This window comes from Vibrio sp. GJ43-1 (assembly GCF_055808835.1).
On the sequence record NZ_CM147884.1, the window covers coordinates 1,669,623 to 1,683,536 of the forward strand.

Consider the following 13,914-nt stretch of genomic DNA (forward strand, 5'->3'; position numbering starts at 1 on the left):
AAATAAAGATAAGACAATATAAATAGGCAAAATAAACTCAAGTCACAAAATTGGCTTAGTATTTTTGCTCTATTGCGCATGTAAATATGAAGTGAGAGTGGCATTTAGCAGTAGTGTAAAAGAATGTAAAATTCTAAATGTGTGACCTCTGCCACACTTACGCTTCTGGGTGAAATCTTTTTCATATTAATTCATTCCATTTCTTTGTTTGTATAAGGTGTTGTTTTTATTTAATTTGTTTGATTTTCATAGCCTGGTATTGTAATTGCGCCTGATTTTCAATCACCTACTATCGATTCTATCGATAGCAGGTATTTTTATACAAGATGAATAGTTAATTAAAATGGGGCTTGCTTTGGGGAAAACTTATAAAAGGGAAAACTATGTTAACAACACTATATGTAAAAGCTGCTTCGTTCATGACTTCATTTAAAAATGACGAGCGTGGCGTAACTGCCATTGAATACGGCCTAATTGCAGTGGCGATGGCTTCAGTTTTAGGGATTATTTTTGCATCGGGTGATGGAACTCTTATTGAAGCGCTAACGGCGGCATTCAAAACAGTAGAAGACAAACTTAAAACACCGTAAAAAAAGCAGTTGAAAATGTCTTCGAGCTTTGAAAAAGAAGCTCGAGGACGTGACTATATGAGAATTGAAATGCTTTATATCGCGGTTACGCTCTTATTCTGCTGTTTGTTAGCGATATTAGATATTCGAAGTAGAGTGCTACCAAACAAGCTGTTACTAGTATTGTTGATATCACAACTATTATTTTTAGGAATAGATGCGATAAATATCGTACCGTTTATCATTATAATGGCGTTTGGCTTACTTACATTTGCTTTAGGCTACATTGGCGCTGGAGATGTTAAGTTTGCTGCCATTCTAGCGTTAGCTCTTCCATTGCCTCAATTGGTCGAGGCCTTAATGTTGACGGCATACAGTGGTGGTGTATTAATTCTGTTTTACTACTTAAAACACCGTATGACACCAGGTAGTCTAATTCAAGATGTGACACTTCCTTACGGAGTAGCAATCAGCGTTGGCTTTTTCTCACGATTGCCAGCCATCAACTGCAATCTCAACAATTACTTTAAACAACAGCGAATATAGCTCATGCGTTCAAGAATTGTTTTACTCATTGCTTTAGTGGCTTTGATTGTCGGGGTCGTGGGCCTCGTTGATTTAATGAAGAAGGCACCAGAACAGGTAGAGACTAGTGAACCTGTGATTGAAGTTGTCGAAGAGCGTCATGTTACGGTATGGAAAGCGGTTGAGCCAATTTTAAAAGGTTCACCGATCTCGACCGACCTTGTCAGAAAAACGCAACTGCCGCTTAGTGACGCACTAAAGTTTGGTATAAAAAATGATACCAAGGTGGACTTTGACCCTAGCACGCTCACCAATACCGATATTCACCAAGGCGCCATTGTCATGGCTGAATATCAAACCAACCGCAGCCAACCTGGTTATATCGACCTGTTAATTACCGACGGTATGACGCTGTATCCCCTGCAAGTTAGCGACAAAAACCTCATCAATGACTACATCCGCCCCGGTGCGTATATCGATGTACTTACCGTGAGCTCACCTAATGTTAATCTAGCCGCGAATGCGGATAAGCCTAAGCATTTTAAAGGGGTGAAAGCCTCGATGTTTCTTAAGCATGTCAAAGTATTGAACGTTGGCGATGATAGCGGTGACAGTGATGTCGTATCTGCGCGTGCCCCAGTGAAAGAAAAAGGGCTCACCACAATCGTGATAGAGGTGCACCCAGACGATCTCGCGAGGCTCGCTTTGGCACAAAGAACCATGCATATCGAAATTTATCGCAGTCAAACTTACCAAAAACCGACTTACGCGGAAGTGCGAACCATTATGGACAATTATGTCGGTGTGGAAGAGTTTCGTGGCAATGTCAGCAACCCAAGAGAGGCCATGTAATGGGTCCCATGACCACAACGATTTTTCGTTTTCTATTGACCTTATGGTTTGGTTTTTATGCACTGTTTATCAGTCAAGCCGCGCTGGCTGCCGATCGCTATATAACCTTAAATGATGGACGTCATATTCAGCTACCTGTACCAATTGGTAAGGTATTTATTAGTAATCCAGATGTCGCCGATTACAAGATCATTAATGAGACGACTTTAGTGGTGTTTGCTAACGGTATGGGGCAGTCAAGATTGATTGTCTACGGTATGGCAGAAGATGTGTTGTTATCGGATCGTATTATCGTTGACTTGGATTTAACTCAAGTTCGTCGCCAGATTAAGTTTCACTTCCCAGATTTTGATATCAAATTGCAATCCATAGGTGAGCAAGTGGCGGTCAGTGGCATTGTCAGCTCAGAACAGGACCGAGACGATGTCTACCGCTTGGTCGCCACGCTATTGGGACGAGACAAAACTGAAAGGTATGACAAAGCTGAGAAAATTGAATTTACTTCAGAGAATGTGAAACTCGAAGAGCCAGAAAGCATGGTGTTTGCCAGAAACATGACTTGGGAAGGCATTGTCGAGCGTTTAGAAGTCGCGACGGTACAACAAGTGAATGTAAAGATTTCTGTTGCTCAAGTAACGGAATCATTTGGTGAAACTATCGGGGTGGATTGGGGCTCACTCGGTGCCAGCGCTGGTGAGTTTGTTTTCAACCAATTTGAAGCAGCAAACTTGGCAACCGTGATTAATGCCCTAGGTAATGAAGACATTGCCCAAGTGTTGGCTGAGCCCAACCTTACGGTACTATCTGGTGAATCGGCGAGTTTTCTAGTGGGTGGCGAAGTCCCGGTTATCGTTTCTACCAACAATAACGTCAATATCACTTTTAAAGAGTTTGGTATCAAACTTGATCTCACAGCGAAGGTGCTTAGTGAAGATAAAATTCGCATGCAGCTTTTCCCTGAAGTGAGTGAGATAGAAAAATACATCAAAGCGGCGGGCATTGAAGTACCTCAACTTGCGTCTCGTCGCGCCATGACCACCATCGAACTCGCTGACGGCGACAGTTTTGTTCTAGGCGGTTTAATGAGTAGCGCTGATTTCGAAAAAATGCAAAAAATCCCATTGATTGGCGATGTGCCTGTTATTGGTGCCGCGTTTCGAAAATCGGTAACAGAAAGAAAGCGTACTGAACTTATTATTGTTGCGACGGTAAATTTGGTTCAGCCAATCAAACCTGCCGATATTCAACTTCCTTTTATGAAAAAGACATCCACCTTAGTTCGCTGGCTGAACATCGACACCGATCATGGTTACGCCACACCTTCGGATGCCACGATCCGATTGTTGTCACAGGGAGGGTTTATTCAATGATGAAACAACTGTTGATAGTCAGCCTGTTAATCATGCTCTCCGGATGCGCCGCTGAGCGCTATTTTGCTGGTAACGGGTTAGAGGCGTTGGTGTACCAACAAAAGCACACCATCGAAATGTCGGTACAAGATACAGCGCGCGCCCAGTCACAACTGGAGGCGTTATTCTCCACCATTGAAGATCAAGACACGGGTGCACGCTACGTTATCGAATATAAAAATAAAGCCGCTAAAGCACTGTTAGATCAATCGTTGGCGTCGTACCCGCGACTTCAATTGAAGAATGATAAGGTTGTTTTGGTAAACAATAAGCAACTGCTGACCGATATTAAACTTCAGGTCAGTTTCTACGTGTTAAAAACAGAGCAGTGCCAATCCGAGTACAGTTTGGTGTCGAGCATTCGCAACTTAATTGCTTTTCTGAATCGGCGCGATTGAAGCAAGTCGCCAATAAATCACGTATTACGGGAGCTCAATAATGTTTGATCTTTCTAAGGCGCTGAGCACCAAGACTAAGTCAGCACCGAAAACGATTAAAGGTGTCTCAGGTTGTACGCTCGTGTACCAATCGCAAGAATGTTTAGACTTGGTCACGGAGATATTTCGCTTTGAAGGTTGGAGTGACCCAACGTGCTTGAAATCGAGCCAAGGCATTGGCAAGTTTTCGGAACAGCAAACCAGTCAGATTGTGCTGTTAGAACTTAATGAATCGAAAAATGTTGTTGAAGATGCTAAAGCGTTCGCAAGTAAGTTGCCAACTCATAAAGGCGTCGTCGTGATTGGTAAAGAAGATGCCATCTCAACACTCCGTTCTTTGAAAGAGATGGGTTTTTATTACGTTTTTTGGCCAGTGAATAAACAAGAATTCGCCGACTTTCTAACGCATGTAAATAAAAACCTCAAAACCTTTTCAGGGGTGAGTCAACAACGTAAAGCAAAACGTGTCGCGATTGTCGGGGCTAAAGGCGGGACGGGGACGTCTTTTATTACCGCTGAACTAAGCTCTTTATTATCGACACAAGGTACCGATACCATTCTTGTTGATCATCAGTATACCGATAGCAATATTGATGTGATGATGGGTTTAAAAGAGTTTAAACCCAAAGCTATTGACGAATTTACCGCGCCCTTACATGAAATGGATGAAGAAGGGGCGTTGAGTTATCTCCACCCGGCACGTAAAAATCTAAGGTTACTGTCCATCGACGGCAACATGAGTCAAACCGATATTCTTAATTATAATCAGACGTTATGCGAGTTACTGGCTCGAAATACCAACTTTATTGTTGAAGATTTTTCAGGCAGCGTTGACTTTAAAGTGGAAGCGCAATTGTTAGTGGATACTTTTGATGTTGTGGTCATTGTTTTGGACCCATCGGTGTCAGCGGTGCGAAATGCAAAACGACTGTATGAGCGCATTGAAAACCTTCAGCTTACCTTGTCGAAGCGAACTCGAGTTATCACTGTTGCCAATTATCATCGACCAGAAAACGCGTTTGTTTTGCAATCCGCGGATCTTAAAAAATACGTTGGCGCTGATATTGACCTAGAGATTGCCTATTGCAAAAACCTCTCTCACATCATTATTGATGGTAAACGTGCCCATAAGCACGACCGGAATATCAGCCGCTCTATGGATGCACTAATGAAGCTTATCAACGGTCAACCACTGGAGTCGAAGGGATGGACTAACTGGTTGAAGAGGGCAAATAACAAATGAGTTCAAACAAAGATCTGTATTTAGCATTTCGTAGCCAGATATTTGAAGCGCTCGATGCCGAAGCAGTACAAAAAATGAGCCGCAGAGATCTTGAATCTCAAATCCAAAGTGCGGTTGACTTATTGGCGTCGAATTATCAAAGACCAATTACCTCAGTGATGAAATCAGGCTTGGTGAAAAGCCTCATTGATGAGCTATTTGGTCTTGGTCCATTACAGCCATTAATCGAAGATCAGTCGATCACCGACATTATGGTGAACGGTCCTAATCATATTTTCTTCGAGCGTCACGGTAAGGTGCAGCAATCGGAAGTCACCTTCGTTAATGAAGAGTTGCTGTTGTCCATTGCAAAACGCATAGCTTCACGAGTAGGCCGACGTGTAGATGAATTGTCACCGACCGTAGACGCACGTCTAGAAGACGGCAGTCGTGTCAATATTGTTATCCCGCCAATCGCACTCGATGGCACCTCGATTTCGATTCGTAAATTCCGCGAACAAAACATTGGCTTTGAAGATTTGATTGGGTTCGGTTCTATGTCCATGGACATGGCTCGCGTGTTGATGATTGCGTCGCGTTGCCGCATGAATATTTTGATTTCAGGCGGTACGGGTTCAGGTAAAACGACTTTACTTAACGCGCTGTCTAATTATATTGCTGACGATGAGCGGGTGATTACCATTGAAGATGCGGCAGAATTGCGTTTACAACAGCCCAACCTTGTTCGTTTGGAAACTCGCACCTCAAGTATTGAACAGACAGGTGCGGTGTCACAGCGTGACTTGGTGATTAATGCCCTTCGTATGCGACCTGATCGCATTATCTTAGGTGAGTGTCGTGGCTCAGAGGCATTTGAAATGCTTCAGGCGATGAACACTGGTCACGATGGTTCCATGTCTACTCTTCACGCCAATACCCCCCGCGATGCGATTGCTCGTGTTGAGTCGATGGTGATGATGGCGAACCTAAATCAGCCATTGGATGCGATCCGCCGCACGATAGTGAGTGCGGTACAGCTTATCGTGCAAGTGAATAGGCTGCGAGATGGCTCAAGAAAAATCACCAGTATCTCAGAGGTCGTTGGCCTTGAAGGTGACAGTGTCGTCATGGAAGAGATCTATCGTTTTCAATATGACGAATCTCACTACAGCGATACGGTTCAAGGTGATTTCGTAACGAACGGCATTATGCAGCGTTCAGAGCTGGCAAAAAAAGCGCAGTTCTTTGGCTTGTATGATGACCTAATGGCGTCATTTCGAGGGGCGTAGCATGTTGTGGATCTCTTTAATTCTCTTTGCCATTGTCTTGCTATTAACGCAGAGCTCGAAAGCGAAAAAAATCGACCATTTTTTTGCTATAGAAAGCGTGGAAGTCGAGAACCTAAAAGCGGTGAATGTCGGCACTTTGGCTTAGCTAAGCGGAAGTGGCAAAAATTTAAAGACTCTATCTCTCCTACGCTACAAGTGCTTGGGCCACGTTTTCCAGTCTACATTTTGCTGTATACCGTCGGCAGCCTTGTCGGCGCTTGGTATCTGGTGTTTGACCTCTTGAAGATGGGTAACATTTGGATATCAGTCGCGATGGTCGTGGTGTCACTGTTAGTGGGATACCGTTACCTATCTAACAAAAAGCGCAAAGACTTTGAGAACACCTTTCCTGATGCGTTGAACATCTTAATGAGCGCGGTAACGGCTGGCGATAGCTTAATGCAGGCGATCACCTACGTGGGTGGTTCGATGGACAACAGTATTGGCCGCGAGTTTAAAATGATGGGCGAGCGACTGAAAATGGGTGAACCGCCAGAAATAGTATTGCAACGTGCGTGTAAAAATTATCCCTACCCAGAATTTCTATTTTTTACGGTGACGCTCAAAGCGAATATTAGCCGCGGAGGGCAACTAAAAGGGGTGCTCGCCCGACTTATTCGCGTTTTAGTGGATGCGCGTACATTAGATAAGAAGAAAATGGCAATGACATCAGAAGCGCGAATATCGGCCAAGATTGTCGCAGCCATTCCACTGGCTTTCACCATACTTCTTCAGTATATCAATCCCGGCAGTGTCGACTTTATCCTTCACGATGAGCGAGGGCAATACATCTTGTATTACGTGGTGGGTAGTGAATTTATTGGTTTATCTATTGTTTGGTTACTAGTAAGGGGCGTACGCACATGATTTTGCTTATTGCTTTTTCTGTCGTATTGGCGGCCTTATTTTACTTTATCGTTAATGCACTGCGTCATGAGCAGCGCCGCAAGCGCGTTGCCAACTTTATTGGTGAAGACGTACAGCGAGGCCCTAGTACAGTTAATCGCTTGTTGGTTAGATTTGGCAAGGGGAATCAAAAAGAGCTTGAGCAAAAGCTGGTTAATGCTGGCTATTACAACAAAGAATGGGCGAAGTATTACTTCCCCGCCAAGATACTATTTCTTGTGCTGGCTTGTGTCGGAGTTTTCTTTTCGGAGCTGTCTGATACCAACAAAATATTGGCGGGACTATTCACCTTGATAGGGGTAATTATCGTACCAGACTTAATGCTGGAAGCTCGTCGTAAAGCGCTCATTGGTAAAACCTCGAGTCAGCTGCCTTATCTATTGGACATGATGTCGGTGTGTGTGCAGACAGGGATGACAATAGAAGCGACGCTAATTTATTTAGCAAAAGAGCTAGAGGCTTTTGATGGCGACCTCTGTTATCAGATTAAACGGACATCGGACTCAGCCAAGATAAAAGGGTTGGAAAAAGCCTTGGATGATCTGAGCGAGCGATTACCCACGCTTATGGGTAAGAAGTTTTGTTTTGACGCTTATCCAAAACTTGCAATATGGCACATCGGTGGCTCAGGTACTCAGTGATCTAGCGGAAGACATGAGAAAAATACAAATTCTAACGGTAGAAGAAAAAGTGGGTCGATTGTCAGCAAAAATGAGTGTGCCACTCATTTTATTTATCATGTTTCCTATCGTAATTTTAATTCTTGCACCTGGCATTATGCAGATGTCGATAAATATTGGTGGTTAGTGCTATGCGAAAAGGTATGCGAAATACTATGCGATGGAATGTCGTATTGTTAGTGATGGCTTTGAGTGGGATTCTAGTGGGTTGTGAAACAACCAACCAGCCGCCTTCTGAACAAAGTATTATTGCTTGGTATGGAAAAAGTGAATAACTACGATGGCCTGATTGCCTTGTATAAATCGAAGTTAGTAGGGGGTATTGAGGATGATAATGCGATGGAGCAGCTTGCTTACGTGTATTTTGAAAAAGGCGATGTTGAGTCTTCTCGTTTTTATACTCAGTATCTCATTGGCAAAGGTCTCAAGAATAAAAGCTTACTGCAACTGAAAGGGCAGATTGAGGCGGAAAATGGCCATCTTGAAGAGGCAATCGATGCGTATAATCAGTCTATCTCGCTAGGTAATACTTCTGGAAAAATTCGGGTATTACTTGGTGTTTCCTATAGTAAATCTGATCAATTCTCCAAGGCGAAAGCGCAATTTAATTTGGCGCGACTTCGTGGTTATGACGATATTGTTATTAAGAACAATCTAGCGGTTGTGTACCTTGCTGAACAACGCTTCGATCTTGTGATTGAGACGTTAGCGCCAGTGCTAAAAGAGCACCCGACGAATCAAACGGTAAAAGCCAACTTGGCTATTGCATTGCTAAAATCGGGAAAATCAGAACAAGCTAAAGCCCTTCTTCGAGACCAATATAACGCTGGTGAACTGCTCACAATTACTCAGCAATTTGCTTATGTTGAGGCAGAGTAATGGCTAGCCGTCGTCAGCAATTGGGAGTGACTAGCATTGAGTTTGCGCTTGGGGCGTTGGTTCTGATGTTTTCTACGTTTGCTATTTTCGAATCAAGTTATCAAACCTATGTGGTTAACATGACCGAGTATTCGCTACGAGAAACCATACGTAACACTAAAATTTATCAAGGAAGCAGTATTCATGAACAGTATGAAACTCGCTTTAAAGATCTGATAGAGAATCAAGATAACCTTTGGCATTTTCTAATCGATAGCAGCAAATTTTCTATCGACGGAAAGTACTTTGAGACTTTTGATAAATTTGTTGCCAATGACGGCCATTCTAGTCAGGACCTCACGTTTAGCTACGATCTTGCCGAGATCACTGTGACGTATTTGTATTCTCCAATGATTGAAATGTGGGGTAACGGCGAAACACCAATCACGCGCACCATGGTACTTAACCTAGAGCATGAAGGGTGGCGTGATGAAAATTAATGCGCGTAAAAATCAGCAAGGTTCTTTCGCGATAGAGCTCGCGTTTGTGCTGGTGGGTTTGTGTATGATCTTTTTATTTTCGACTGACCTGAGTCATAAATTATTGGTTCGTGCCAAGCTGGATCGCTCTAGCTTTGCTTTGGTCAACGTGCTCAAAGAAAGAACCCGCTACTTTGCAGATGCTGAAGGGCAAGTGCTTGATTTCAATGTCACACAGCAAGATTTAGATAATATGGCGATTGTTGCATCGCGTATGTTGAACGTTAGCCAAAATAACGTCGCGATTCAGATTGAATCCCTGACAGACGGTCCTACTGCTACGCAGCTGCGTAGTCGTATGTTTGGACAAATGTCGTGTAATAGTGGCTCGATTAATGACTATAGCGATCTCATTCCGGTCGAGGACGGGGTCAACCATCCTCTTTATCGAGTGACATTATGCGAAAGGCATGATTCATGGTTTGAGTCTTTTACCAACGGCGGTAACCCGACGATTACGATCGCTTCTAGTTCTGTGATGCCGGGGAGATGATGATGAAACGATTTATTGGCGTTCGCAGTATTAAAAAACAAGGCGGTGTTGCAGCAATTTGGATGGGGCTGTCATTGGTTCCCATTATGGGCTTTACATTTTGGGCTGTTGAAGGTACCCGATATGTGCAAGAGAAAAGTCGTTTGGGCGATGCGGCTGAAGCGGCGGCGATTGCAGTGACGATGGAAGATAAATCTGACAGCGCTAATGCGATGGCAACGAAGTACGTCAACGCCTATGTGCGGGATATAAAGTTATCGCAAGTAACGGCAACGAGACGATATCAAGAAGCGATTCCGGAATCCGATATTTTAGAGTCAATACAATATACCGTTAATGTTAAAACTACGCATGACTCTTGGTTCTCGAGTAGTTTCATTCCATCATTTAGTAAGACACAGGATCTTACTGGACAGTCGATTGCGAAAAAGTACCCAGTTTATTTGGGTGATAACAATATCGACATTGTTTTTGCTTCTGATTTTTCTGGATCTATGAATCGTCGTTGGGGCAGCAATAGTAGCTGTACGACATCGAGTTGCAAAATAACGGACTTGAAAGAAGCGGTGACGACGATTTCGAGTAAATTGTTATGCGGTCGTATTGAGTACGATGTGTCGTTAGGAAAGTATGTTTGTAAGGATGACGATCAAAACCAACTGGCTGATAAACTACTAAATAGAATTGCAGTTGTGCCATATAACATTAGAACGCGAGAAAAGAACAGTAACGGGAAGGTGTTTGCAGTTAGTCAGTTAAGCTATAAAGCTGGTGTTGATGTCCTAGACCCTGAAAGAACTTACGAGCAGGTCAATTGGAATAAGTGGCGAAAGTACACGGCAGATAAGGTCTATGACTGTGCTAGAAATCGCTGGGACTGCCCTAACGATAAAGCGGAAGAACAGAAACAAAGTCAACGAGTCGTTAAGGCATTAGGTATCCCGTATTACGCAGATTATCGTTATAAATACCATACAGATGTTTATAAGTATGTTGATTTTTCTACGACAATAAATGAAATGCTAGTAAACCAGTTCCCAAGTAATACTTCCAAATATCGGGTAGACGGTAACTATTTGTACTCTGGATTTGGTAATTCGTCGTCTAATCAGTTCACGACGATCAGTTTAACGAATAGTGTCAATGAGATTAACGCTATTAATAATATGAGTGCGAATGGCAGTACGGCATCGTTCCAGGGCATTTTGAGGGGACTACAAAAGCTTGCTGAGGGGAACCCTAATAGTAACGATGATGATGAGCAGGAAGCGTACGATAACAAAGTAAAAATGTTGCTGATATTAAGTGACGGTCAAGAAAGTCCCAATAACGGCATTCTTAACGGGTTAGTATCAAGAGGACTATGCGATACAGCCAGAGACAAAATCCCAGGACTGTATATTGGTGTAATTGGTATCGATTTTTCCTCTTCAAATGTCACAGAGTTTCGTGAGTGCGTTGAAAACCCAGATGAAGACATCATAGACGTGTCTAACTTAGACGAGTTAATTGAAAAAATTGAAGAGTTAATACGTAAGGGTTCCCGTACCAGTGGCATGACCAAGCTCTATTAAAGCACCAACCTATGAAATTAATCATTTATTAGAGCCATAATCCATTAAAGAAATACACTATTAGAACCTTGTTCTATTAAAATTAAGTATGACAATATTAAGGCAGAGCATGTTACCACATCGTTTTTATTTACTCGTTCCTATGCTGATGCTTGGTTTTACCAGCACAGTACATTCTGTAGAATCCAGCGTCATGGAGTATTGCAGTGACGCGAATGGTGAAATTCGCTACACCACAGAAATTGGCAACGTGATAGGGATAGGGCAGCATCATGCGGGATTTTTGCAAATTGAACAGGTCTCTAACGACGATGAGCTAAAGCAAGCTCTATTAGCAGCAAGTCATGCTCAGCTCAGTAGCAGCCGCTGTCAGACCTATATCAGCAATAAAGGGACGCAAGGCGTGGGGGGAGGTGATAATAAACATGTCGCTCGCTTGCAGTTTGGTTTTGATAACGCTCACTTATCGCCAATTGCGAGACAATCTCTTAACCGTGTCGCGCAAGATCTTGCTAAGCAAAAGGTTGCCCTTCAGGTAGAAGGTCATACCGATAGTGTTGGCACGGAACAATATAACCAAGGGCTCGGCTTAGAACGTGCGGTGAATACGGCTGATGTGTTGTTTTTCCAAGGTGTTAAGCGAGAAAAGGTTGTGATGACGTCATTTGGAGAACTAAAGCCTATTGCGACGAATTCAACGTCACAGGGTAGAGCGACTAACCGAAGGGTTGATATTCTCTTGAGTGAATAATATCCCTGTTACTGAATATAAAGTGTGGGTAATAATACGCCATACTTCGCAAAATAGTATTTAATACGCGTAGATAAATGGACTGTGGGTCACTAAAGCTCACAGTTCTATTACACGTTGTAAAGACAATCGAGAAATGGGCTGATATGATAGTCAAAATATAAGGAATATTAATGACTGGTTGTTAGTTAAGCACTTTTTACGTGCGACGAGCCAGTCAATGTTAAAGTCAGATGAGGTTGTTGTGAATTTTCCCCACCGAGTTTTTAATTCTAAAACGGTTAAGTTGATCGCATTAGCAAGTCTAAGTGTTAGCGGTGTCGCTAATGCACTGGAAGTCATGAATGCTGATGAAAAAACGCAGTTAGAAAAAATCAGCAGCGATTATGACAACGGTTATCTACAAACCGGACTTGAAGAGAGTAACGAAACGTATACTCAGCTGTTTTCAAATATTGAGTCTATTAAGATTAATCTTGTTAACAATATCGAAAACATTAAAGTTGATTCAGCTTCAATGGAAAAGAAATTGGTTGATGGTGTATATGACGAGTCCTTGTCACAAACATTGCGTGATTTAGCAATGAGCATCGGTAAACTCAAAACAGAGTTGGTCGACAAAGAAAAGCAGTTATCAGAAAAGAAAGTCGCGATCTCAAAAAGTGAAGCGGTGATTAAAGGGCTGGACCGCACTAAAAATGAAGAGTTACTTGCGTTATACAAGCAAGTTAAATCTCGTTATATTGTAGAGTCACGCAAAGTGAATCAAGAGACCTTTGTTGGCAGTTTAGAGTGTGATTCTAGCGAAAGTATGTCGGCGTGTGTGAACCGTAACATGAACACGATGAAACGCACATTCATGTTGGAAAAAGGCGGTCTAGAAAGAGTCAACATCACGTCTTTTAATATCGTTGATGCTACACAAAAAATGAATGGTGACCTAACATATACCGCTCAAGCCAGTTATAAAAATGAGTTCGACTCAAATACCGAACTGGAACTACGAAAGGCGCTAGGGCTTGAAAAAGTTAGGTTTGTTTTCCGCTCCAATTCAAACAACACCGTTTTCTATATTAATGATCAAAAAGTAGGCGCTGGCGATAAAGTAGATATCGCAGGTAACTACGTAGGTGTGTATAACGTTCGAGCGGTGAATGACTCAAAAACACAGTCTTTAAAGTTGAGCCTCAAAAACGAAGGTGATTATTTCTTCCCTTTTTCAAGCGTGAAAACTAAAGCGACACCAAGCCCAGTGAAAGCAGATGCTACGGCTAAGAAAACCGTTAAAACTAGTACTGATAAATCACCATCGTCTGCTCCCGCGTTGACGAAACAAATCTTAGATGGCTATGCCAAGAGTACGCCAGAAAAAACGCAAGAGGCGGACGCATTGGTAGGAAAGCGTTTTACGAATACCGTTATTCATAAAGACGATGCTTATCAATATCTGTTGCCTATCGAGTATTCCAATAATGGCAGTAAAGCGGTGTATTTAACAAAGTCAGATGCGGCAAGGTACTGTGCTGATAAGCTGTCTTCTAAATTGGCTTCGCGCACCGCGTACCAATATCTGTTAAATGGCAATAAATTGGGCATTGGTAACTATTGGTTGTCATCAGGCAAGGTTTTCTCATCAACTCTAGATGAAAACGCAACGAAGAAAATTACTAAAAATAAGTTTGTTTGCATGATGAACATGACTGAAAATTGGTAAGACTCAGCATAATAGAAAGTTTAGGGTTATCCCGTTACTTTCAATGACGAGCTTACT

13 protein-coding genes and 2 pseudogenes are annotated in these 13,914 nt (G+C 42.6%); all 15 read left to right on the forward strand.

What is annotated here, in order from left to right:
* Positions 1 to 383: 383 nt before the first annotated feature.
* The 15 genes and pseudogenes from AC0L66_RS08070 to AC0L66_RS08140 all read left to right on the forward strand — a co-directional run bounded on the left by AC0L66_RS08070 (position 384) and on the right by AC0L66_RS08140 (position 13,857).
* Positions 384 to 590 (forward strand): Flp family type IVb pilin, encoded by a 207-nt coding sequence (locus AC0L66_RS08070; protein WP_473569049.1) that lies wholly within the window; start codon positions 384 to 386, stop codon positions 588 to 590.
* Positions 591 to 605: 15 nt separating this feature from the next.
* A complete protein-coding gene (locus AC0L66_RS08075; RefSeq protein ID WP_473569051.1) occupies positions 606 to 1,115 on the forward strand; it encodes an A24 family peptidase in 510 nt (169 codons plus the stop codon).
* A 3-nt stretch (positions 1,116 to 1,118) separates the two neighbouring features.
* Positions 1,119 to 1,946: an RcpC/CpaB family pilus assembly protein gene (locus tag AC0L66_RS08080; protein ID WP_473569053.1), complete on the forward strand. Its 828-nt coding sequence runs from the start codon at positions 1,119 to 1,121 to the stop codon at positions 1,944 to 1,946.
* An 8-nt stretch (positions 1,947 to 1,954) separates the two neighbouring features.
* Positions 1,955 to 3,316 carry a type II and III secretion system protein family protein gene (locus AC0L66_RS08085; protein WP_390902879.1) on the forward strand — a complete coding sequence of 454 codons (1,362 nt, stop codon included), beginning with the start codon at positions 1,955 to 1,957 and terminating at the stop codon, positions 3,314 to 3,316.
* On the forward strand, positions 3,313 to 3,753 hold the full coding sequence (locus AC0L66_RS08090) for a hypothetical protein (protein WP_473569055.1): 441 nt from the start codon (positions 3,313 to 3,315) through the stop codon (positions 3,751 to 3,753). The genes AC0L66_RS08085 and AC0L66_RS08090 overlap by 4 nt, the downstream gene beginning before the upstream one ends.
* A 40-nt stretch (positions 3,754 to 3,793) precedes the next feature.
* Complete coding sequence (locus AC0L66_RS08095) at positions 3,794 to 5,035, forward strand: CpaE/TadZ family protein (RefSeq protein WP_473569057.1); 1,242 nt, start codon at positions 3,794 to 3,796, stop codon at positions 5,033 to 5,035.
* Positions 5,032 to 6,303 carry a CpaF family protein gene (locus tag AC0L66_RS08100; protein WP_265673127.1) on the forward strand — a complete coding sequence of 424 codons (1,272 nt, stop codon included), beginning with the start codon at positions 5,032 to 5,034 and terminating at the stop codon, positions 6,301 to 6,303. The genes AC0L66_RS08095 and AC0L66_RS08100 overlap by 4 nt, the downstream gene beginning before the upstream one ends.
* A 1-nt stretch (position 6,304) precedes the next feature.
* Positions 6,305 to 7,209 (forward strand): annotated as a pseudogene (locus AC0L66_RS08105) (type II secretion system F family protein).
* Positions 7,206 to 8,055: pseudogene (locus AC0L66_RS08110) on the forward strand (type II secretion system F family protein). Before AC0L66_RS08105 ends, AC0L66_RS08110 begins: the two co-directional pseudogenes overlap by 4 nt.
* Before the next feature lie 83 nt (positions 8,056 to 8,138).
* Positions 8,139 to 8,807 (forward strand): tetratricopeptide repeat protein, encoded by a 669-nt coding sequence (locus AC0L66_RS08115; protein WP_473569059.1) that lies wholly within the window; start codon positions 8,139 to 8,141, stop codon positions 8,805 to 8,807.
* Positions 8,807 to 9,286 (forward strand): TadE/TadG family type IV pilus assembly protein, encoded by a 480-nt coding sequence (locus tag AC0L66_RS08120; RefSeq protein ID WP_265673120.1) that lies wholly within the window; start codon positions 8,807 to 8,809, stop codon positions 9,284 to 9,286. The genes AC0L66_RS08115 and AC0L66_RS08120 overlap by 1 nt, the downstream gene beginning before the upstream one ends.
* Positions 9,276 to 9,818 carry a tight adherence pilus pseudopilin TadF gene (tadF, locus tag AC0L66_RS08125; RefSeq protein ID WP_473569060.1) on the forward strand — a complete coding sequence of 181 codons (543 nt, stop codon included), beginning with the start codon at positions 9,276 to 9,278 and terminating at the stop codon, positions 9,816 to 9,818. The genes AC0L66_RS08120 and tadF overlap by 11 nt, the downstream gene beginning before the upstream one ends.
* A complete protein-coding gene (locus AC0L66_RS08130) occupies positions 9,815 to 11,392 on the forward strand; it encodes a TadE/TadG family type IV pilus assembly protein (protein WP_473569062.1) in 1,578 nt (525 codons plus the stop codon). Before tadF ends, AC0L66_RS08130 begins: the two co-directional genes overlap by 4 nt.
* A 109-nt stretch (positions 11,393 to 11,501) precedes the next feature.
* Entirely contained in the window at positions 11,502 to 12,143 is a 642-nt protein-coding gene (locus tag AC0L66_RS08135; protein ID WP_473569064.1) for an OmpA family protein, read from the forward strand.
* Positions 12,144 to 12,363: 220 nt separating this feature from the next.
* Positions 12,364 to 13,857: a hypothetical protein gene (locus AC0L66_RS08140; protein WP_473569066.1), complete on the forward strand. Its 1,494-nt coding sequence runs from the start codon at positions 12,364 to 12,366 to the stop codon at positions 13,855 to 13,857.
* Positions 13,858 to 13,914: the final 57 nt, after the last annotated feature.